Here is a 20645-nt window from a genome sequence, read left to right as displayed (position 1 = left end):
CCTTACTGATGCACGGCGAGCTGGTAAGCCGTGTATTTACGAATATTGATCACGCCGGTGTCGAAGATCAGGTATTGGCCCTTGACCCCCATCAGCGTGCCTTCGGCAATCGGGTTCTTGTCCAGGTTGAAGCTGACAATCTTCGCCGGGTATTGCTCGACCGGGTAGCGGATTTCCAGCGGTTCGACGTCGGTAACCGTCTGGATCGCCTGCAAGCCAAATCGTTGCTGCAGTCCCAACAGGCCCTCGGCGCAGCTGTCGAACAGTCGGTCGCGGACCTCGGCCAGGTTCACGGCCGCCGCATCGCCCTTGAGTAAAGCACGCCAATTGGTCTTGTCGGCCACCTGGCTACGGAACAGGTCTTCGACGAAACCGGACTGTTGCCGGGTCGATACGCGCATGATCGGCAAGGCCTGGCTCGCACCCTGGTCGAGCCAGCGGGTCGGCAACTGGGTGGCGCGGGTAATCCCGACTTTCACCCCCGACGAGTTCGCCAGGTACACCACGTGATCGGTCATGCAGAACTTCTCGCCCCATTCGGGCTCGCGGCAGGTGCCGGCGTCGAAGTGGCAGCGCTCCGGGCTCATGATGCACACGTCGCACTGGGCCAGTTTGGTCATGCACGGGTAGCAGTAACCCTGGCTGAAACTGGTTTTGGTCTTGCGTGCGCAATGGATGCAGTGAATCGCACCCAGGTATTCGAGGCGCACCGTGGTGCCGATCAACGGATTGACCGGGACCTCGGTTTCGCCCAGACGGAAAGCGTATTGCACGTTCGGCCCGTCAAGGCGCGCCGACATTTTGCTGATTGCACCGCGGCCAATCTCGATCAATGGATGGCATCCGACTTGAACAGGATATTCGGCACTTCGATCGACTTCGAGGCGCATTCCTGCGGCCCCATGTAGCCGGTACGCTGGTCCTCTGGCAGGTTCTGGATTTCCCAGGCGATCATCGCCTGCAACGACAGCTCGCGTTGTTCGGCGGTGAGTTTGCCACCGTCGGACCATTTGCCGATTTCCACGGCCAGCTTCAGGCTCTCGTAGATATCGGGGGTGATGTTTTTGATCATTTCGTTAAAAGAGGACATCAGGTCTCCGTGCTCTTTATTGCATGTCTGAATTAGGCGGCCAGTTTACGGCGGTTATACAAACCGCCCAACAAACCGGTGAAGCATCCGATGAGTAACCCGCTGACATGGGCCGCGTTGGCGATTTCGCCGAAGCCGATCATCGAGACCAGCCCGGACAGGCACAGCAGCAACCACACCAGCATCATCACCAGCACACCGCGCGGCAGGCGATAAGCCGGGTTCGGCGCCAGCAGCTGGAAGATCCAGCAATGTCCGAGCAGGCCGTACAGTACGCCGGACAAGCCGCCGAACAAGGTCGGGCCGCTGAAGTAATACTGGGCGAAGTTGGACACCAGGCTGAACAGCAAGGTCAGGCCGATCAGGTTGATACTGCCCTGGCGCGACTCGATGCGCCGCCCCAGTTCCCAGTACCACATGCCGTTCATCGCCAGGTGCAGGATGCCGAAGTGGATCAGCATCGGCGTAACCAGGCGCCACCACTGCCCCGCCGCCAGGCTGTCGGCCAGTGGCGTGAAGTGGAGGTATTCGCCGACCACGCGGAATTCGAGGAAGGTCAGCCAGCGCATGGTTTCAAGGTTGTCGCCGAGCAAGGTCACCGCGCCGACGATCACGCTCAGCATCAGCACCAGCGCGGTGGCCCTGGCGTATTTCAATTGCTCGACGAACCCCGGACGCTTGATGGTCTGCGCCACCGGAATGTCCAGTTGCTGGTCGGGATCGCCCGCCGGAAAGCGTTCGTACAGCGCGCGCACGTCTTCGCTGATATTGTCTGGCACCCACAGCACCTGCTCGCCCGCTTCCTCACTGACCCGATGGGGCACTTGCATGCGTTTGAGCAGCGTGACGAACCCGCTCAGGTCCACCGCCAATGGCAGACGCAATACCGCTACAGCACTCATTGCAGCACCTCCGGCCGCTCGACATCGACCCAGACGAATTTATGCGGATCCAGGCGGGTTTCCTGATCCAGTCGATAGGCAACCAGTTTGCCGTACAGCACCGCGCTGTAATCCAGACAGGCCAGGTTCGGCCGGATCGGTGCCGGCTTGCCGCTGCGCCAGTAATGGCCAACGAAAAGCAGCGGCTCATCGATGCCATAGCGCAGCAAACTGTTCTTTTCAGTGGACGTCAGCGGTGTCCGGGCCACGGGCTCCGGCAGCGCATCCGGCTGGAACACGATGTCGCCGTAGGTTTTCGGATCGTCTTCCCAGAACTTGGTGCGGAAGAACGAACGCACTAAACCATCGCCACTGGTCATGGTCAGGCCATGGGGCAAGCGCATGTCCGTGCCGCGCAGCAGCCGGTCGAACACGGTGCAGGCAAACGAACCCGACTGCGCCGACGCCTGGAGAAAAGGCTCGTCGACGCAACCGTTGGGGAACAACGCCCGCAGCGGCTCGATCAGCCCGGCATCCCAGCAGGCGTGCACCACGCGAAAACGCCCGGCATCGACGAACAATGGCAGCTCATAGAACCATTGCTGGAAGTCGTGCCAGTCACCCGGATGCTGTTCGAACTGGGTCAGGGTTTCATGCAGCAGGCGGGCATGGCGCGGTGTGTGCTCGCGCACGAACTGCTTGCCGCTGCCGGGCAGCGCCGGCGTGACCCAGCCCAGCGCGTTGAACTCATGGTTGCCCATGATGCACAACGCGTGACCGGCCTCGACCATGTCGTGGACGATGTGCAGTGCCTCGCGAATCCGCGGGCCGCGGTCGATGATGTCGCCGACGAACACCGCCATCCGCGAATCGTGTCGCCAGACGCCGCCCTGTTTGTGATAACCGAGTCGGTCGAGCAAGTGCTCCAGGGTCAGAGCGCAACCATGCACGTCACCGATCAGGTCGTAGCTACGCGCGGGATCGAGCATCAGTCGCCTCCACCCCCCAACTTGCTGCCCCAGCCGAGCTTGGTGCGGCAGACTTCATAGTAGTTGTGGTCAAGCGGATGAATCAGCCGCAGTTTCTGGGCTTTTTTGCTGACGGTAATGGTGTCGCCGGGCGCGCAGGTAAAGTGGTTCTGCCCGTCACACGAGACTTGCGGGTAAATCTGCATATCCTTGGACACGACGATTTTCAGCTCACTGTTGCCATCGACCACAATCGGTCTACCCGACAAGGTATGGGGGTACATCGGCACGATCACAATAGCGTCTAGCTTGGGATGCATGATCGGTCCGCCCGCCGACAGCGCGTAAGCGGTCGAACCGGTCGGTGTGGCGACGATCAGGCCGTCGGCCTTCTGGCTGCAGACGAACTGGCCATCGATGTACAGCTCGAATTCGATCATTCGCGTGGATTTGCCGGGGTGCAGCACCACATCGTTCAAGGCATCGCCCTGACCGATGGCCTCGCCATGACGGCGGACTTCGGCCTGCAGCAGGAAGCGGTTTTCCACCAGATAGTGGCCATCCAGTACTTCAGCGACCTTGGTTTCCAGCTCATCGGGGCGAATGTCGGTCAGGAAACCCAGGCTGCCCCGGTTGATGCCGAGCACCGGAATATTGTGTTTTGCCAACGCCCGGGCGGCACCGAGCAGGCTGCCGTCACCACCGACCACAATGACCATGTCGCAGACTTCGCCGAGCATCTTGCGTGACGAGGTTTGCAGGCCGTGCCCTGGCAGCACTTCGGCGATGGTGTCTTCGAGGATCACGTGCAGGTGACGATCGAGCAGAAACCGTTTCAGTCGGCGGACGGTATCCAGCACCTGGGAACTGCCCAGGCGACCGATGATGCCGATATTGCGAAATTGCTCCATGGGGCTCCTGCGGGGATCTGTGTGGCGGCGAAAATCACGATTATGGGCGAAAGCCGGCCGTAGACAAAATCCTTTCAGCTTCAAGGGTGTGCCCGGGATTCGGGCTATGCTCGCAAGATGATGCTATTTCCGGATTTGCTCCACCTGCCCCATCAGTTACGCCATCCCGAAGTGCGTGACCTGGCGTGGGTCATCCTCGCGCCGCCGATGCTGGGTGATACCCCGTGGCCGCAGCGCCACCCGCTGGCCGGCAGCGACTGGGTGCTGGCACCGCAAAAGCTCGAGCATTGGCTACGGCAGCTGGACCGCGACAGTTACGGCCTGCTGCACTGGCTGGCCCAGGCCCGAACCCGGCGCCTGGGCCTGTACTACGAACGCCTCTGGCAATTCGCCGTGCAGCATGCGCCTGGCATTGAACTGATTGCCGCCAACATGCCGATTCGGCGCGAGGGGCACACCCTGGGTGAACTGGACATGCTGCTGCGCGACCGCGACGGCGTGCATCACCTGGAACTGGCGATCAAGCTCTACCTCGGCCCGCAATCTGGCGACGGACACGACACCGCCCAGTGGCTGGGTCCGGGGTGCCACGATCGGCTCGACCGTAAACTGGCGCACCTGAGCCAGCATCAACTGCCGATTTCCGCACGCCCCGAGAGCCGTGAAGTGCTGGCGGGACTGGATATCCAGGCGTTCAGTGCCCACTTGTGGCTGGGGGGTTATCTGCTGTACCCGTGGCCCGGACAGGCCGCCCCACCGTTGGGTGCGCATCCGCAGCATTTGCGGGGGCGCTGGCTGCATCAAAAGGATTGGCCAGCGTTGTTGGCCCAGAGCCCGCCGGGGCGCTGGCAACCTCTGCCCCGCCACGCCTGGCTGGCGCCGGCGCATTATTCGGCGGAGCACACCTGGAACCCTGGACAGATGCAGGCGTGGCTCGATGACCTGGACCCGCTGGCGCCGGCACAACTGCTGGTGCGCCTGACGGAAAATGCCAACGGTGACTGGGAAGAGGCTGAACGCCTGTTTCTGGTGGCAGATCTTTGGCCGAATGTACCGGGGCAGAGTTGAGCCTTGCATCGCCTGAGCCGGCCCCTTCGCGGGCAAGCCCGCTCCCACATTGGGCCTCAGCCGAACACAAGTCTTGTATCCACTGAAGATCCCTGTGGGAGCGGGCTTGCTCGCGAAGGGGCCAACACGGCCTAAACAGAAAACCGCATCGCCGGTTATCCAGCGTTTCGCAGAACAAACACCGGCCAATGACCATCAAGCTTTCTTGTGCTGCTCGACCCATTGCCCATAGGCATTGATGAAACTTTGCAGGAACGGCTTGACCGACTCGGACAATTTCCCCGCCTCGTCGAACGCCGAACCGGCGTTCCCCAGATAGGCCTCCGGTTGCTGCATCATCGGCACATTGAGAAACACCATGGATTGACGCAGGTTGTGGTTGGCCCCAAACCCGCCGACGGCCCCCGGCGAAACGCTGATAACGGCGCCCGGTTTGCCGCTCCAGGCACTTTTGCCATACGGACGCGAACCCACGTCAATCGCGTTTTTCAGCGGCGCCGGCACCGATCGGTTGTATTCCGGGGTCACGAACAGCACCGCGTCGGATGAACTCACCTGTTGCCGGAAAGTGCTGTAGGCTGCCGGCGGTGAAGCGCCATCGATGTCTTCGTTGTAGAGCGGCAAATCGCCAATCTCGACGATGTTGAGCTTGAGATTGGCCGGCGCCAGCTCTATCAGGGCCCGAGCGACCTTGCGGTTGATCGATTCCTTTCTCAAGCTGCCGACCAGGACGGCGATCGTATAGACGTTGCTCATGGGGATTTCTCGACTGTCCGATAGGAAGAGCTTGTAGTTATAGATGACGATTCCAGCAGCGGGCGACTGAAAACGCCGCCCCTGACTATTTTTTTCCTGTAGGAAAACTTACCGCACCCAGTCACGGTCTACAGAGCCGCAAATTGAGTGATTTATCTCCAGAGGTTCTAAGCAGATGGCAGCAGTACTCGTCGGTCAGTTCCATGCAAGAGACGCGCAAGGCCGTATTTATTCGGTGCACGAGTTCCAGGAATCCACCCCGGCGGTAGACGGTTCAGGGCCTGTCACCACCTACAAGCTGGCCATTGGCGACCGTGTCAACAAGGTCGACGACAATGAATTTCTGTTGGTGCAAACCGGCGTTACCATTATCCGCGAACCGCAAACCGTCAGCGTTTCATAACTCATCGTTATGAGCAGAAGTCATATGCGCGGACTTGGGGTAGGATTCAGCGACTGACTCCTCCACCTGCTGAACATGGACTTCACGCATGCGCTTACGCCATATCGAAGTGATCCAGGCGCTCTTGCAGACCGGTCACCTGGGCACCGCCGCCGAATGGCTGCAGTTGCCGGTGACCGAAGTCGAACGCTTGCTACGCGACGCTGAGGATCAGTTGGGTTTCATGCTGTTCGCCAGCGTGCGCGGACGATTGCAGGCCACCCGTGAAGCGCGGGAATTGCAGGTGGAAATTGCCCGGGTCTACGACGCGCTCGAACCCGTACAGCGTCTGGCCAACAGCCTCAGGCAATACCTGGCGCCGCCGCTGCGCATCATCTGCACCCCGCCTCTGGCCAACCAATTGTTGCCACACAGCATTGCGACCCTGCGCCGACGCCTGCCCGACGCGCCTTGCACACTACTGAGCCAGCCGACCCGCGACATCGTCAGAAGCCTGCTGCTGCGTGAAAGCGATCTGGGGCTGAGCCTGCACGACCCCGATCACGCCGACCTCGATTGCCAGGTGATTGCCCAGGGCAAACTTCAGTTGCTCGCACCCCATGGCTGGCTGCAACCGAAGCAGAAATACATTTCACTGCAGGATCTGGCCGGTCAATCAATGATCGGCCTGGAGGGGCACGACCCGCTGAGCCCGGCACTGGAAAACAAACTGCACGGCTTGCGCCCTGCTCCGGTGATTCAGACCCGGGTCCAGACGCATCAGATGATGCGCAGCATGGTCGAGGCCGGCGAAGGTCTGGCCATTGTCGACCCCTTCACCGCCCTCGGTGCCAAAGCCTCGGGACTGGACACCTGCCCGCTGGCGCCCGCCGTCCCGATCAGCCTCTACGCCCTGTCCCTGAAAAACGCCGAACCGTCTGCGGCGGTTCAGACCCTGTTGGCCATCGTCACGGAACAAGCCGCGGCGATGCTGACGAACTGAGCGGGTTTTCCAATGGGTTTTCGAACAGCCGATACCAGAACAGCGCCACTTCGGCGGTGTTCGGATCGATCCCGCGATAACGCAGTTGGTCAATCCCGCCAATCACGTAACCGCAGCGTTCATAAAGCCTGCAGGCCCCGAGGTTGTTGTTCTGGGTTTCGAGCATGATGCCCGGGAGTTTTTTCTTGCGGCTCCAGAATTGCGCCACATCCAGCAAGGCCTTGGCCACTCCATGCCGTCGGGCCGGTGCATGCACCGCCAGCTCGTCGATATGGGCAAAGCCGTTCCAGTTGGTGCTGACCACCAGATGCCCCACGGGCTGGTCATCCAGATAGGCCATGAAAATTGCGCTGTCGGCGGCATCGCGAAAGCTGCTGAACTCCTCCGGATCAATACCATAGCACTTGCGATACGGCGTAATCGGTGTAACCGGCCACTGTGCCACCGGCGTACCTATTTCGGCTGCACCGTAGGCCGCGACTTCAAAACTGAAATCACTGCCCCAGATATAAGCGGCAAAACCGTCATCGGCAACCCGTACCGACAAGCCTGGGTAAATCGGATTCATAACCGGCTGCATACTGGGAAAGGTCCTCACTCCTTGATGCAATCGACGGTGTAGCACCGCCCACTGCCCTGGTCTTCATGTTGCAATCCGTGCACATCAGCAACGAACCCCGGGAAACTGCTATCGAACGTGCGGGCAAACGCCAGGTAATCGATGATCGAGCGAGTCGACTCGGTAAAGCGCTCGCCTGGCATGATCAGCGGTATGCCGGGAGGGTACGGCACCAGCATCACCGCGGCGATCCGCCCATCCAGCGCATCGATCGACACCGCCTCAACCTCACCTCGCACCAATTGATCATAGGCGTCCGCCGGTTTCATCGCGACCTCCGGCAATACGGTGTACATGCGTTTGAGGTGCCTGGCGGTGGCGTTGCTGCGATAACAGGCATGCAACTGATCGCATAAATCACGCAGGCCCATACCCTGATACCGCGCCACATTCTCTTGCGCCACGCAAGGCAGGCAACTGGCCAGGCTGACGTTGGCGTCATAACTGCGCTTGAACTCCAGCAATTCGGTGAGCAGCGTACTCCACTTGCCTTTGGTGATCCCCATGGAGAACAGCACCAGGAACGAATACAGCCCGGTTTTCTCGACCACCAGGCCACGCTCCCAAAGGAACTTGCTGACCACCGCCGCCGGAATCCCGCGCTCGCTGAGGGCGCCACCGGCTGTCAGCCCCGGCATCACCAGCGTGACCTTGATCGGGTCGAGCAACACATAATCCTCGGTCACGCCGCCAAAGCCATGCCAGTCGGCATCGGGCTGCAGTAACCAGTCCTCGGTAACGACCCGCTCGATGCCCTCCGCCGACGGCGGTTGCCAGATCGAAAACCACCAGTCATCCGCAGCAATGTGCTGTCGCAAGTTGGCCAGCGCCCGACGAAAGCTCAGGGCCTCGTCAAACATTTCCTGCAACAGCGAACGCCCGGCCGGCCCTTCCATCATCGCCGAGGCCACGTCCAGCGAGGCGATGATGCCGTACTGCGGCGAAGTCGAGATGTGCATCATGAACGCTTCATTGAAGCGATCCCGGTCCAGTTGCCGCGCACCGCCGTCGCGCACATGAATCATCGACGCCTGGCTGAATGCCGCCAGCAGCTTGTGAGTGGAATGGGTGGTAAACACCAACGGGCTGCCTTCATCACGTGACGTGCCCATGCCGTAGCGCCCGGCAAAAAACTCATGAAATGCGGCATAGGCGTACCAGGCCTCGTCGAAGTGCAGCACTTCAACGCTATTGCCCAATTGCTGCCTGATCAGTTCGGCGTTGTAACAGAGGCCGTCATAGGTCGAATTGGTCACCACGGCGAGCTTGACCTTCGGTGAACGCCCCTTGGTCAGCGGACTGGCGTCGATCTTGGCCTGGATCGACTCGCGGCTGAACTCACTCAGTGGAATCGGACCGATGATCCCCAGCTCATTACGCTCCGGACACAAGTACAGCGGGATCGCGCCGGTCATGATGATCGAGTGCAGCACCGACTTGTGGCAATTGCGATCCACCAGCACCAGGTCATCGCGAGCGACCACCGAGTGCCAGACAATCTTGTTGGCCGTGGACGTGCCATTGATCACGAAAAAGGTGTGATCGGCGCCAAAATTACGTGCTGCACGGGCCTCGGCTTCAGCCAGGGGACCGGTGTGGTCGAGTAAGGAGCCAAGTTCCGGCACCGACACCGAAAGATCCGAGCGCAGGGTATTTTCCCCGAAAAACTGGTGAAACGCCTGCCCGACCGGGCTTTTGTGATACGCCACGCCACCGCCGTGACCGGGGGTATGCCAGGAATAATTGGAATCCGCCGTGTGCTGCACCAGTGCCTTGAAAAACGGTGGCAACAGACCATCAAGGTATTTGCGTGCAGCGCGGGCCACCTGCCGGGCGAGAAAGGGCACCGTATCTTCAAACAGGTAAAGGATGCCGCGTAACTGATTGAGCTCGGCCATGGCGTCGGCGGGCGCGTTTTCCAGAGTCACTTTTTCGCCCAGGGCGAAAATCGGCAGATCCGGCGCACGCACTCGCGCCAGACCGATCAGTTCGGCCATGTTTTGCAACAAATGCGAATGGGAGCTGGCGTCCTCAGACGCAATCAACATGCAGGACAGGCCATGGTAAGTCGACGCCACCAGTCGTCCTTCGGTGTAGTCCACCGCCGAAACGACGCTGAATCCTTCCTGCTCCAGCTCCCGGGCAATCCCCCGCACGCGGTCGCCAGCGACGCTGTCGGCCTTGATGTCGCGATGGACAATCAGGACCGGGAATTTCAAATCTTTATACATGAGGCTCAGTGTCCTGAGGCGGCAGACCAGAGCCTGCCAATCACCTCAGGTTAGAGTGTTGCAGCGGATGTAGCGAGTGCGACGCCCTGAAATGGGTCACAAGGTGCGCTTTTATTTGAAAGGGCTAGGCCTGGGCTTCAGCCTCGGCCAGTTGCACCCACAACGCCGGAGCGCCAGCGGATTTGCTGATGATTTCCAGGCGCGCGGCATGGCGGGCCAGGTCGTCTTCGCTGGCGCGGATGATACGCGTCGGCTGGCGGTCCGCCGGCAGACGGCGGATCTCGGTGGCTGAGTTGTCCGCCCCTTCACCGGATCCATTGCCATCGGAAGCGTTACCGGCCAGGGAGAGACTGGTCTGCCCCCCGGTCATGGTCAGGTAGACGTCGGCGAGAATCTCGGAGTCGAGCAAGGCGCCGTGCAGTTCACGGCCGGAGTTGTCGACGCCATAGCGCTTGCACAAGGCGTCGAGGCTGTTGCGCTGCCCCGGGTGACGTTCCCGGGCCATGATCAGGGTGTCGAGGATCGTGCAGTGCTGCGTGATGTCCGCGCGATCCTGCCGCCCCATCAGGGCGAATTCGTTGTTGATGAAGCCAACGTCGAACGCCGCGTTATGGATGATCAGCTGCGCGCCCTTGATGAACTCGAAGAACTCTTCGGCCACTTCGGCAAAACGTGGCTTGCCCACGAGGAACTCGTTGGTGATGCCGTGGACGCCGATGGCGCCCTCGTCACTTTCGCGGTCGGGTTGCAGGTACACGTGAAAGTGCCGGCCCGTCAGGCGTCGGCCGATCAACTCGACACAACCGATTTCGATAATCCGGTGGCCGTCGGTCACCGGCATGCCGGTGGTTTCGGTATCGAGTACAACGGATCTGGTGGCCATCAGTGCTCAGCTCTCAATCGGTCAATCGTGCAAAAGCGGCGATGTTAACACGCTCGCCGGGGTGTTTCAGATAGACCGTGTCGCCCCTTTCGCGAGCAAGCCCGCTCCCACAGGGAATCGAGGTTTGCACACAATATTGGGCTCATGAAGATCCAGTGTGGGAGCGGGCTTGCTCGCGAAGGCCGCGACTCGGTCCATAGGCCAGACCCGAATCAGCCCTGTTTGTACCCACGCACTTCATCGACGCCGCGGTTGGCCAACTGGTCGGCCCGTTCGTTACCGTGATGGCCAATGTGTCCGCGCACCCATTTCCAGGTGACCTTGTGGCGGTTGACCTGCTCGTCGAGCAGCTTCCACAGGTCGGCGTTTTTCACCGGTTCTTTCGCTGCGGTTTTCCAGCCGCGCTTCTTCCAGTTGTCCATCCACTCGTTGATGCCTTTCATCACGTACTGGGAGTCGGTCACCAGCAGCACGTCACAGGGTCGCTTGAGTTCTTCCAGGCCACGGATCGCGCCCATCAGCTCCATGCGGTTGTTGGTGGTATTGGCTTCGCCGCCCCAGAGCTCCTTTTCGACACCCTTGCACACCAGCAGTGCGCCCCAGCCGCCAGGGCCAGGGTTGCCTTTGCAGGCGCCGTCGGTGAACAGTTCTACGCTATCGCTCATGCCAATCTATCCAGAAAATGCGCTGGCCCGCCGATCGCTGATCGACGACGCCCGAAGCCGGGACAGGCCCGGCCGCAAATAAAAAGTGTGTCTTACGGTTCGATGTTGCGACGGTTGACCTTGGCCATCGGCAAAGGAATCAACTTGCCCATTGGCTCGCGCCGCTCCTGACGGACTGGTCGCAGGCCCACCACGATCTTGCGCGCCACCAATAAATAGAAGCCGCCGCCCGACAGTTGCCAGTCACCGGCCTTGCGCTCCCAACCGGCCAGGCGGGTCTGCCATGCCGGTGACGCAAGCGGCGGACGATAGCACCCGAAGCGGCGTTTCTCCAGCGCAAAGCCCAGCAGGTTCAGCCAGTCCGCAACCCGTGACGGCGAAATGCAGCGCGCCTTGCGCAGCGCATCCTGGGCAAACACATGCCGCAGGCCCCAACTGCTCCAGGGGTTGATGCCAATGATCAGCAAATGTCCACCGGGGCGTACGCTGCTTGCTGCCTCGCGAAGCAGCCCGTGGGGCGACAGGCAGAAATCCAGGCCATGCTGCAATACCACCACGTCGGCAGCGTGCTCGCTCAGCGGCCAGGCCTGCTCCTCGCAAACGATCTCCACCCCCGGCAACGGCGCGCCAAGGCGCACGTTACGCTGCACCTGCGGCGCTGACGGAGGGGGCTCGGCCGAGGGGCCGTAATGCACCAGATAACCACCAAAGAACCGCCCGAGCTCGTCTTCGAGCATGCGCCGCTCTTCGTCCAGCAGAAATTGCCCGAGGGGACCGGCCAGCCACTCGCGGGCCGCGCTGATCAACGCCAGCCAGTCAGGATCGGCTTGTGCGAACGCTTTATCAGTCATTGCATTCTCCAACGCGCCAGGAAGTTCTAAGATGCGCCAATGTTTTCCGCTTGGCGAATCCGACGATGATACAGATCACTGCCCTGCCCGCCTTTACCGACAACTACATCTGGTTGTTACAGGACCACGGCAGCAAACGCTGCGCGGTGGTCGACCCGGGTGATGCCGCCCCGGTACAAGCCTGGCTCGCGGCCAATCCGGGCTGGGTACTGAGTGATATTTTGATCACTCACCACCATCATGACCACGTCGGCGGCGTCGAATTGCTGAAGAAAGCGACAAACGCGAAAGTCTTTGGTCCGGCCAGCGAAAAGATCCCGGCGCGGGACGTCGCGCTCAAGGACAACGACAAGGTCAGCGTGCTCGGCTGGGACTTCGACGTCATCGCGGTCCCGGGTCACACCCTGGGGCATATCGCCTATTACCATCACGGGCTGCTGTTTTGCGGTGACACCTTGTTTGCCGCCGGTTGCGGGCGCTTGTTCGAAGGCACGCCACAGCAAATGCACAGCTCGCTGACACGCCTCGCGGCGTTGCCGGAAGACACGCTGGTCTACTGCACCCACGAATACACCCTCAGTAACCTGAAGTTTGCGGCGGCCGTCGAACCGGACAATCCGCACACCGCCGAGCGCCTGGCCAAAGTCACCCGGCAACGGGAATCCGGGATCCTGACGCTGCCGTCGACACTGGCACTGGAAAAGCTCACAAACCCGTTTTTGCGCTCCGGCGAAACATCCGTTAAAGAAAAAGCGGACGAACGGACCGGCACCGATAACTCGGCGCCCGATATGGTTTTTGCTGCTCTTCGAGCCTGGAAAGATACGTTCTAAAAGGATCTCGTAAGGTTGCAACAATTCTGAAAGGTTGACCGCGCTGGGTGCGCTTCCTAGAATCGCCCGACATTTTTGCCCGGAACTTACTTCCAGCCAATGTCGTCACCTATTCGCAAAGCCATCAGTTCCGACGCATTGACCCGCTTGGCTCAAGCCATAGCGGTGGCTGTGTCCGCCACCCTGGCGGGCTGTTCCAGCCATGCGCCGCAGACCGATGCGGCGCATACGCCGAACATCGCCGCGCGCGCCAAGCAGAAGCCGATCTGGCTGAGCGAAAAACCCAGTCCGCAAATTCCACAGGACGTCTGGGAGCGTATGCGGCAGGGCTTCCAGTTGCAGGACGGGCTGGGTGTCAACCCGCGCATCGAGCAACAGCGCCTCTGGTTCGCCAGCAATCCATCGTTCCTGGAAAACGCCGGCGAACGTGGCAGCCTCTACATTCACTACATCGTCGAACGCCTTGAAGAGCGCAACATGCCGCTGGAACTGGCACTGCTGCCAGTGATTGAAAGTGCCTACAACCCGATGGCCTATTCCCGGGCCGACGCGGTGGGTCTTTGGCAATTCATCCCCTCCACCGGGCGCTACTTCAACCTGCGTCAAACCCGATTCTATGATGGCCGGCGCGACATCACCGCGTCGACCACCGCCGCGATGGATTACCTGACCCGCCTGCACGACATGTTCAACGGCGACTGGTTGCTGGCCCTGGCGGCCTATAACGCAGGCGAAGGCACCGTCAGCCGGGCCATCGAGCGCAACGAGCGCCTCGGCCTGCCGACCGACTACTGGAACCTGCCGTTGCCGGCCGAAACCCAGGCCTACGTACCGAAGCTGCTGGCACTGTCGCAAGTGGTGATGGCACCGGAAGCCTACGGCGTGAACCTCAATCCGATCGCCAACGAACCCTACTTCCAGGTCGTCGAAATCAACCAGCGCATGGACCTGTCCAAGGTCGCTGAAGTCGCCAACATCGACGAAGACGAACTGTTCCAGCTCAACCCGGCATTCAAGCAGCGCACCACCATCGACGGCCCGCAGCACCTGCTGGTGCCGACCTCCAAGGCGCAACTGCTGACCAGCAGCCTCCAGACCATGCGTCCTGAAGAGTTGATCAGCAAGAAATCGCTCAAGCCGGTCTTCGAAGGCGCCGACGACACCCAGGTCGCCAGCGCCAGGCGCTCCTACCGGGTCAAACGGGGTGACAACCTCGGCTCCATCGCCAAGGCCAACAACGTTGACGTGAAGGACCTGCAACGCTGGAACAACATGACCGGCAAGAATCTCAAGCCCGGCCAGACCCTGGTCATGCAGGACAACGGCAAACGCAATTCCGGGCGGGTCAACACCGTGATTGCGGCAAACAACAAGAAGCAGCAGACCACGTACAAGGTCCAGCAAGGCGACTCGCTGTACATCGTGGCCAAGCGCTTCAATGTAGAGATGCAGCACCTCAAGCGCTGGAACCCGCGTGTCGGCCAGGCGCTCAAGCCCGGTCAGATGTTGACGGTGGCCAATCCGCATTAAAACTACTGTAGGAGCGAGCTTGCTCGCGAAAAACCCAAGGGCACCGAGTTGATTCAGGCGCCCCGTGTCATCGTTGACCACCATCGCGAGCAAGCTCGCTCCTACAGGATTGTGATCGCCCGGATCCCCCGTCTTTTTCCTGCCCATACAAGCTGTTACTGTACGATCCATAATGCCCAAGCCGCCTGGATCGGATCCCCTATTTGAAGCGTCCCCTGCCCCTGCTCCTGATCAGCCTGGCCTTGAGCTCCACCGCAAGCGCGACGATCAGCGAAAGCCATGGTTATGCGCAGTTCGGCACGCTCAAGTATCCGGCCCGATTTACCCACTTCGACTGGGTCAACCCGCAAGCGCCCAAGGGCGGTACGTTGCGGGTGATGGCGTTTGGCACCTTCGATACGCTCAACCCGTACACCTTCAAGGGCACCAGCCCGGTCACCACACCGAACTTCCTGCAATACGGCATCAATGAGCTCAACGAGCCGCTGATGGTCGGCACCGGGCAGTACGCGCCTTCGGGTGACGAGCCCGCGTCCAGCTATGGCCTGATTGCCCAGTCGGTGGAGTACAGCGAGGACCGCAGCTGGGTGGTGTTCAACCTGCGTCCCGAAGCACGCTTCCATGACGGTACGCCGATCACCGCCTACGACGTCGCGTTCTCCTATCGCCTGCTGCTCAAGGAAGGCCATCCGCTGTACCGCACCAGCCTTCAGGAAGTGCAACGGGTCGACATCCTCAACCCGCAGCGGGTCCGTTTCGTGTTCAAGCGCGCCGGTAATCCACTGCTGATCCTGCGCCTGGGCGAAATGCCGGTGCTGGCACAGCACTACTGGAAAGGTCGCGACTTCAAGGCCACCACCTTCGAGGCGCCGCTGGGCAGCGGACCGTATCGCATCACGTCGGTCACGCCAGGGCGACAGATCGTCTTCGAACGGGTCAACGATTACTGGGGCAAGGACCTGCCGGTCAATCGCGGCAAGTACAACTTCGACCGCATGGAAGTCGAGTTCTACCGCGACAGTGACGTGGCCTTCGAGGCGTTCAAGGCCGGTGAATTCGACATCTACATCGAACATCAGGCGAAGAACTGGGACACCGGCTACAACTTTCCCGCCATACGCCGCGGCGAAGTGGTCAAGGCGCAGATCCCCCACCAGATCCCGACCCAGACCCAGGGCCTGTTCATGAACAGCCGTCGTCCGACTTTCTCGGACGCCAAGGTCCGTGAAGCACTGGGGCTGATGTTCAACTTTGAGTGGACCAACCGCACGCTGTTCGGCGGTGCCTACCAACGCGCCATGAGCTACTACCCCAACAGCGAATTCTCGGCCAGCGGTTTACCGGTCGGGCATGAATGGCTGTTGCTCAAGCCCTATCGTGAACAGCTGCCGGCCAGGCTCTTTACCGAGCCGTTCAGCTTGCCGCAGACCGACGGGCGCGCCATCCCCAGGGAGACCTTGCGCAATGCCCTCGGCCTGCTCGCCGAAGCCGGCTGGAAGCTCAATGGCCAGCACCTGCAAAACGCCGCCGGGCAACCCTTGCGGCTGGAGCTGCTGCTGGTCAATCCAAACCTGGAACGCATCCTCCAGCCTTATGTCGAGAACCTCGCCAGCATCGGCATCGATGCGCGGCTGCGCACGGTCGATCGCGCACAATACAAGCAGCGCCTCGACCAGTTCGATTTCGACATGATTCTGATGACCCTCAACCAGACCCTCAGCCCCGGCCTGGAGCAGTGGCAGTACTTTCACTCCAGCCAGGCCGGGGTCAAGGGCAGCAAGAACTACGCGGGCATCGCCAACCCGGTGGTCGACCATTTGCTCGAACAGTTGCTGGCCGCCCGCAACCGCGACGAGCAAGTCGCCGCCGGCAAGGCCCTTGACCGCGTGCTGCTGTGGCAGCACTACATCGTCCCCAACTGGTACCTCAATTATCACCGCCTGGCGTACCGCAACCGGCTCGCCTTCGTCACCACGCCGCCCTATACCCTGGGCCTGAACGCGTGGTGGCTGAAATCTTCGGAGAAAGATCAATGAAGCCCATCCGCACCCTGCTCCTGCAGGCCAGCGGCCTGTTGTTCGCCGGGCTGGCCTGCGCCGCCCCGCAACACGCAGTGACCCTGTACAACGAGCCGCCGAAATACCCGGCCGACTTCAAGCACTTCGACTACGTCAATCCGGACGCGCCCAAGGGCGGAATATTCCGTCAGGCCGGTTTCGGCGGCTTCGACAGCCTTAACCCGTTCATCAGCAAAGGCGTGCCGGCGGACGATATCGGCATGATCTACGACACCCTGGCCAAGCAAGGCCTGGACGAACCGTTCACCGAGTACGGCCTGATCGCCCGGCTGATCGAAAAAGCCCCGGACAACGGTTGGGTGCGCTTCTACCTGCGCCCCGAAGCGCGCTTCCATGATGGCCATCCGGTGCGTGCCGAAGACGTGGTGTTCAGCTTCCAGATGCTGACCAAGGACGGCGCCCCGATGTACCGCGGCTACTACAACGACGTGGCGGAAGCGGTCGCCGAAGACCCGCTCACCGTACTGTTCAAGTTCAAGCACACCAACAACCGCGAACTGCCGCTGATCCTTGGCCAGTTGCCGGTGCTGCCCAAGCATTGGTGGGCCGACCGCGACTTCAATAAGGGCAACCTGGAAATTCCGCTGGGCAGCGGCCCGTACAAGGTCGGCGAAGTGAAGGCCGGGCGCTCGGTGCGCTATGAGCGCGTCAAGGATTACTGGGGCAAGGACCTGCCGGTCAATCGGGGTTTCTATAATTTCGACGTGATGACCACCGATTACTACCGTGACAACACCGTGGCCCTGGAAGCGCTCAAGGCCGGGCAGTTCGACTACTGGCTGGAAATGACCGCGAAAAACTGGGCCAACGCCTACAACACTCCAGCGGTCACCGAAGGTCGGCTGGTCAAGGAACAGATTCCCAACGGCAATCCGACCGGCATGCAAGGGTTCGTGTTCAATTTGCGCCGCCCGGTGTTCCAGGATGTGCGCGTGCGCCAGGCCTTGTCGCTATTGCTGGACTTCGAATGGACCAACAAGCAGCTGTTCAACAGCGCCTATGTGCGTACCCGCAGCTACTTCGAAAACTCGGAAATGGCCGCCACCGGCCTGCCGGATGCCGATCAGGTGGCGATCCTCGATCCGTTGCGCAGCAAGCTGCCACCGCAAGTATTCAGCGAAGCGTTCCAGAACCCGAGCACCGACGCTAGCGGCATGATCCGCACCCAGCAACGGGAAGCCTATCAACTGTTGCAGGAGGCCGGCTGGCGCATTGTCGATGACAAGATGGTCGACGCCACCGGCAAACCGGTGGCCATCGAGTTCCTGCTGGCCCAGACCGAGTTCGAACGGGTGTTGCTACCGTTCAAGCGCAACCTGAGCGACCTGGGTATCGACCTGGTGATTCGCCGGGTCGACGTCTCGCAATACATCAACCGCGTGCGTTCCCGGGACTTCGACATGATCGTCGGCAGCTTCCCGCAATCCAACTCGCCGGGGAACGAACAACGGGAATTCTGGATGTCGGCCGCCGCCGACAAACCCGGCAGCCGCAACTCCATGGGCCTGAAAGACCCGGTGGTCGATCAACTGGTCGAGCAACTGATCAACGCCGATTCGCGCAAGAGCCTGGTGGCCCATGCCCGCGCGCTGGACCGCGTTCTGCAATGGGGCTATTACGTAATACCAAACTGGCACATCAAGACCTGGCGCGTGGCGTACTGGAACCACATCGGCCACCCGAAGGTCTCGCCTAAATACGACATCGGCACGGCCACCTGGTGGGTCAAGCCTGATATCAAGCCTGCGATAGAAGTCGAAACCACACTGCAGGCCGGTCCTGCGGGCACGGAGTAATCAGATGCTGGCGTACATTTTTCGGCGACTGCTGCTGATCATTCCCACCCTGTTCGGCATCCTGCTGATCAACTTCGTGATCATCCAGGCTGCTCCGGGCGGGCCGGTGGAGCAAATGATCGCCAAGCTCGAAGGCTTTGAAGGCGCCACCAGCCGCATCGCTGGCGGTGGTGCCGAAGTGTCGGTGGCAGGCTCGGCCTATCGCGGCGCCCAGGGCCTGGACCCGGCGCTGGTCAAGGAAATCGAACACATGTACGGCTTCGACAAATCGGCGCCGGAACGCCTGTGGATCATGGTCAAGAACTATGCGTCGCTGGATTTCGGCGACAGCTTCTTCCGTGACGCCAAGGTCATCGACCTGATCAAGGAAAAGATGCCGGTCTCGATCTCCCTCGGGCTGTGGAGCACGCTGATCATGTACCTGGTGTCGATCCCGCTGGGAATCGCCAAGGCGAAGCGGCACGGCAGCCACTTCGACGTCTGGACCAGTTCGGCGATCATCGTCGGCTATGCGATCCCGGCGTTCCTGTTCGCCATCCTGTTGATCGTGGTATTTGCCGGCGGCAGTTACCTGGACTGGTTCCCGTTGCGCGGGCTGACCTCGAACAACTTCGATGAACTGAGCATGGGCGGCAAGGTCCTCGACTACTTCTGGCACCTGGCGCTGCCGGTGACCGCGCTGGTCATCGGCAACTTCGCGACCATGACCCTGCTGACCAAGAACAGCTTTCTCGACGAGATCAACAAGCAGTACGTGATCACCGCCAAGGCCAAGGGACTGACCAATCACCGCGTGCTGTACGGCCACGTGTTCCGCAACGCCATGCTGCTGGTGATCGCCGGTTTCCCTTCAGCCTTGATCGGCATCTTTTTCACCGGCTCGTTGCTGGTAGAGGTGATCTTCTCCCTTGACGGCCTCGGCCTGATGAGTTTCGAGGCGGCGATCAACCGCGATTACCCGGTGGTGTTCGGCACGCTGTTCATCTTCACCCTGCTCGGGTTGGTGGTAAAACTGATCGGCGACCTCACCTACACCCTTGTCGATCCGCGCATCGACTTCGAAAGCCGGGAGCATTGAGATGAACCTGTCCCCCCTCAATCGCCGGCGCTTCGAACTGTTCAAGGCCAACAGGCGCGGGTGGTGGTCGCTGTGGCTGTTCCTGATCCTGTTCGGTGCCAGCCTCGGTGCCGAGCTGATTGCCAACGACAAGCCGCTGGCGGTGCATTACGACAACAACTGGTACTTCCCGGCGCTCAAGCGCTACCCGGAAACCACCTTCGGCGGCGAATTTCCGCTGGAAGCCAACTACAAGAGTCCGTACATCCGCGAACTGCTCAAGGCCAAGGACGCCTGGGTGCTGTGGGCGCCGATCCCCTACAGCTACCAGAGCATCAACTACGACCTGAAAGTCCCGGCCCCGGCCCCGCCCTCGACGGACAACCTGCTGGGCACCGACGATCAGGGCCGCGATGTGCTGGCCCGGGTGATCTACGGCTTCCGCATTTCAGTACTGTTTGCCCTGACCCTGACGGTGCTCAGCTCGATCATCGGCGTGATCGCCGGGGCCTTGCAGGGTTTCTACGGTGGCTGGGTGGATCTGGCCGGGCAGCGCTTCCTGGAGATCTGGTCCGGGCTGCCGGTGTTGTACTTGCTGATCATCCTCGCCAGCTTCGTGCAGCCCAACTTCTGGTGGTTGCTGGGGATCATGCTGCTGTTCTCGTGGATGAGCCTGGTGGATGTGGTGCGCGCCGAGTTCCTGCGCGGTCGCAACCTGGAATACGTACGCGCCGCCCGCGCCCTGGGCATGCAGAACGGTGCGATCATGTTCCGCCACATCTTGCCCAACGCGATGGTCTCGACCATGACCTTCATGCCGTTCATCCTCACCGGCGCCATCGGCACATTGACCGCCCTGGACTTCCTCGGCTTCGGCCTGCCGGCGGGCAGCCCTTCGCTGGGGGAACTGGTGGCCCAGGGCAAATCCAACCTGCAGGCGCCGTGGCTGGGCATCAGTGCTTTTGCGGTGCTGGCCTTGATGTTGAGTTTGCTGGTGTTCATCGGTGAGTCCGCTCGCGATGCCTTCGACCCGAGGAAGTGAA

20 protein-coding genes are annotated in these 20645 nt (G+C 61.0%); 9 read left to right on the top strand and 11 right to left on the bottom strand.

Going from position 1 to position 20645, the window contains the following annotated elements; translation table 11 throughout:
* Positions 1 to 2: 2 nt before the first annotated feature.
* From ACEN8Q_RS04980 to ACEN8Q_RS04960, 5 genes are read right to left on the bottom strand one after another with little or no spacing between them, the layout of a single operon-like run.
* A complete protein-coding gene (locus tag ACEN8Q_RS04980; RefSeq protein ID WP_413424690.1) occupies positions 3 to 833 on the bottom strand; it encodes a DUF2797 domain-containing protein in 831 nt (276 codons plus the stop codon).
* A complete protein-coding gene (locus tag ACEN8Q_RS04975; protein ID WP_060540507.1) occupies positions 830 to 1090 on the bottom strand; it encodes a YeaC family protein in 261 nt (86 codons plus the stop codon). The genes ACEN8Q_RS04980 and ACEN8Q_RS04975 overlap by 4 nt, the downstream gene beginning before the upstream one ends.
* A gap of 32 nt (positions 1091 to 1122) precedes the next feature.
* Positions 1123 to 1992: a rhomboid family intramembrane serine protease gene (locus ACEN8Q_RS04970; RefSeq protein ID WP_413424692.1), complete on the bottom strand. Its 870-nt coding sequence runs from the start codon at positions 1990 to 1992 to the stop codon at positions 1123 to 1125.
* A complete protein-coding gene (locus tag ACEN8Q_RS04965; protein WP_413704633.1) occupies positions 1989 to 2960 on the bottom strand; it encodes a metallophosphoesterase in 972 nt (323 codons plus the stop codon). The genes ACEN8Q_RS04970 and ACEN8Q_RS04965 overlap by 4 nt, the downstream gene beginning before the upstream one ends.
* Complete coding sequence (locus tag ACEN8Q_RS04960; RefSeq protein WP_008016128.1) at positions 2960 to 3850, bottom strand: NAD(+) kinase; 891 nt, start codon at positions 3848 to 3850, stop codon at positions 2960 to 2962. The genes ACEN8Q_RS04965 and ACEN8Q_RS04960 overlap by 1 nt, the downstream gene beginning before the upstream one ends.
* A 117-nt stretch (positions 3851 to 3967) precedes the next feature.
* Here ACEN8Q_RS04960 and ACEN8Q_RS04955 point away from each other — a divergent pair, with 117 nt between their 5' ends.
* Positions 3968 to 4918, top strand: coding sequence for a DUF1853 family protein (locus ACEN8Q_RS04955; protein ID WP_413424696.1), 951 nt, complete (start codon positions 3968 to 3970; stop codon positions 4916 to 4918).
* A gap of 195 nt (positions 4919 to 5113) precedes the next feature.
* On the opposite strand, the gene ACEN8Q_RS04950 is transcribed toward ACEN8Q_RS04955, so the two are convergent.
* Positions 5114 to 5674, bottom strand: coding sequence for an NADPH-dependent FMN reductase (locus tag ACEN8Q_RS04950; protein ID WP_413424698.1), 561 nt, complete (start codon positions 5672 to 5674; stop codon positions 5114 to 5116).
* Between the two features lie 175 nt (positions 5675 to 5849).
* Here ACEN8Q_RS04950 and ACEN8Q_RS04945 point away from each other — a divergent pair, with 175 nt between their 5' ends.
* Positions 5850 to 6077: a hypothetical protein gene (locus ACEN8Q_RS04945; protein ID WP_413424700.1), complete on the top strand. Its 228-nt coding sequence runs from the start codon at positions 5850 to 5852 to the stop codon at positions 6075 to 6077.
* Between the two features lie 88 nt (positions 6078 to 6165).
* On the top strand, positions 6166 to 7059 hold the full coding sequence (locus ACEN8Q_RS04940) for a LysR family transcriptional regulator (RefSeq protein WP_413424702.1): 894 nt from the start codon (positions 6166 to 6168) through the stop codon (positions 7057 to 7059).
* On the opposite strand, the gene ACEN8Q_RS04935 is transcribed toward ACEN8Q_RS04940, so the two are convergent.
* The 5 genes from ACEN8Q_RS04935 to ACEN8Q_RS04915 all read right to left on the bottom strand — a co-directional run bounded on the left by ACEN8Q_RS04935 (position 7025) and on the right by ACEN8Q_RS04915 (position 12308).
* A complete protein-coding gene (locus ACEN8Q_RS04935) occupies positions 7025 to 7639 on the bottom strand; it encodes a GNAT family N-acetyltransferase (RefSeq protein WP_413424704.1) in 615 nt (204 codons plus the stop codon). The two genes, ACEN8Q_RS04940 and ACEN8Q_RS04935, sit on opposite strands and share 35 nt — an antisense overlap.
* Before the next feature lie 14 nt (positions 7640 to 7653).
* On the bottom strand, positions 7654 to 9909 hold the full coding sequence (locus ACEN8Q_RS04930; protein WP_413424706.1) for an Orn/Lys/Arg decarboxylase N-terminal domain-containing protein: 2256 nt from the start codon (positions 9907 to 9909) through the stop codon (positions 7654 to 7656).
* Positions 9910 to 10033: 124 nt separating this feature from the next.
* The gene (gene dnaQ, locus ACEN8Q_RS04925; protein ID WP_008016120.1) at positions 10034 to 10792 is read right to left on the bottom strand and encodes a DNA polymerase III subunit epsilon; all 759 of its coding nucleotides are present in this window, start codon (positions 10790 to 10792) and stop codon (positions 10034 to 10036) included.
* A gap of 212 nt (positions 10793 to 11004) precedes the next feature.
* Complete coding sequence (gene rnhA / locus ACEN8Q_RS04920; protein ID WP_108215886.1) at positions 11005 to 11457, bottom strand: ribonuclease HI; 453 nt, start codon at positions 11455 to 11457, stop codon at positions 11005 to 11007.
* A 92-nt stretch (positions 11458 to 11549) separates the two neighbouring features.
* The gene (locus ACEN8Q_RS04915) at positions 11550 to 12308 is read right to left on the bottom strand and encodes a methyltransferase domain-containing protein (protein ID WP_413424709.1); all 759 of its coding nucleotides are present in this window, start codon (positions 12306 to 12308) and stop codon (positions 11550 to 11552) included.
* 65 nt (positions 12309 to 12373) lie between these two features.
* On the opposite strand from ACEN8Q_RS04915, the gene gloB reads away from it, so the two are divergent.
* The 6 genes from gloB to ACEN8Q_RS04885 all read left to right on the top strand — a co-directional run bounded on the left by gloB (position 12374) and on the right by ACEN8Q_RS04885 (position 20644).
* Positions 12374 to 13141 carry a hydroxyacylglutathione hydrolase gene (gene gloB, locus ACEN8Q_RS04910; protein ID WP_413424711.1) on the top strand — a complete coding sequence of 256 codons (768 nt, stop codon included), beginning with the start codon at positions 12374 to 12376 and terminating at the stop codon, positions 13139 to 13141.
* A gap of 99 nt (positions 13142 to 13240) precedes the next feature.
* Entirely contained in the window at positions 13241 to 14671 is a 1431-nt protein-coding gene (locus tag ACEN8Q_RS04905) for a transglycosylase SLT domain-containing protein (protein ID WP_413424713.1), read from the top strand.
* Between the two features lie 215 nt (positions 14672 to 14886).
* Complete coding sequence (locus ACEN8Q_RS04900) at positions 14887 to 16707, top strand: extracellular solute-binding protein (protein ID WP_413424762.1); 1821 nt, start codon at positions 14887 to 14889, stop codon at positions 16705 to 16707.
* Positions 16704 to 18545, top strand: a complete 1842-nt coding sequence (locus tag ACEN8Q_RS04895; RefSeq protein ID WP_413424715.1) for an extracellular solute-binding protein — start codon at positions 16704 to 16706, stop codon at positions 18543 to 18545. Before ACEN8Q_RS04900 ends, ACEN8Q_RS04895 begins: the two co-directional genes overlap by 4 nt.
* 4 nt (positions 18546 to 18549) lie before the next feature.
* Complete coding sequence (locus tag ACEN8Q_RS04890) at positions 18550 to 19623, top strand: microcin C ABC transporter permease YejB (protein WP_413424717.1); 1074 nt, start codon at positions 18550 to 18552, stop codon at positions 19621 to 19623.
* 1 nt (position 19624) lies between these two features.
* A complete protein-coding gene (locus tag ACEN8Q_RS04885; protein WP_223461820.1) occupies positions 19625 to 20644 on the top strand; it encodes an ABC transporter permease in 1020 nt (339 codons plus the stop codon).
* Position 20645 lies beyond the last annotated feature (1 nt).

Origin of the sequence: Pseudomonas sp. Pseusp16 (genome assembly GCF_047324915.1) — a bacterium.
GTDB classification, from domain to species: domain Bacteria; phylum Pseudomonadota; class Gammaproteobacteria; order Pseudomonadales; family Pseudomonadaceae; genus Aquipseudomonas; species Aquipseudomonas fluorescens_CD.
The sequence above is the reverse complement of the archived record's forward strand: the minus strand, read 5'-3'. Positions and strand labels throughout refer to the sequence as shown.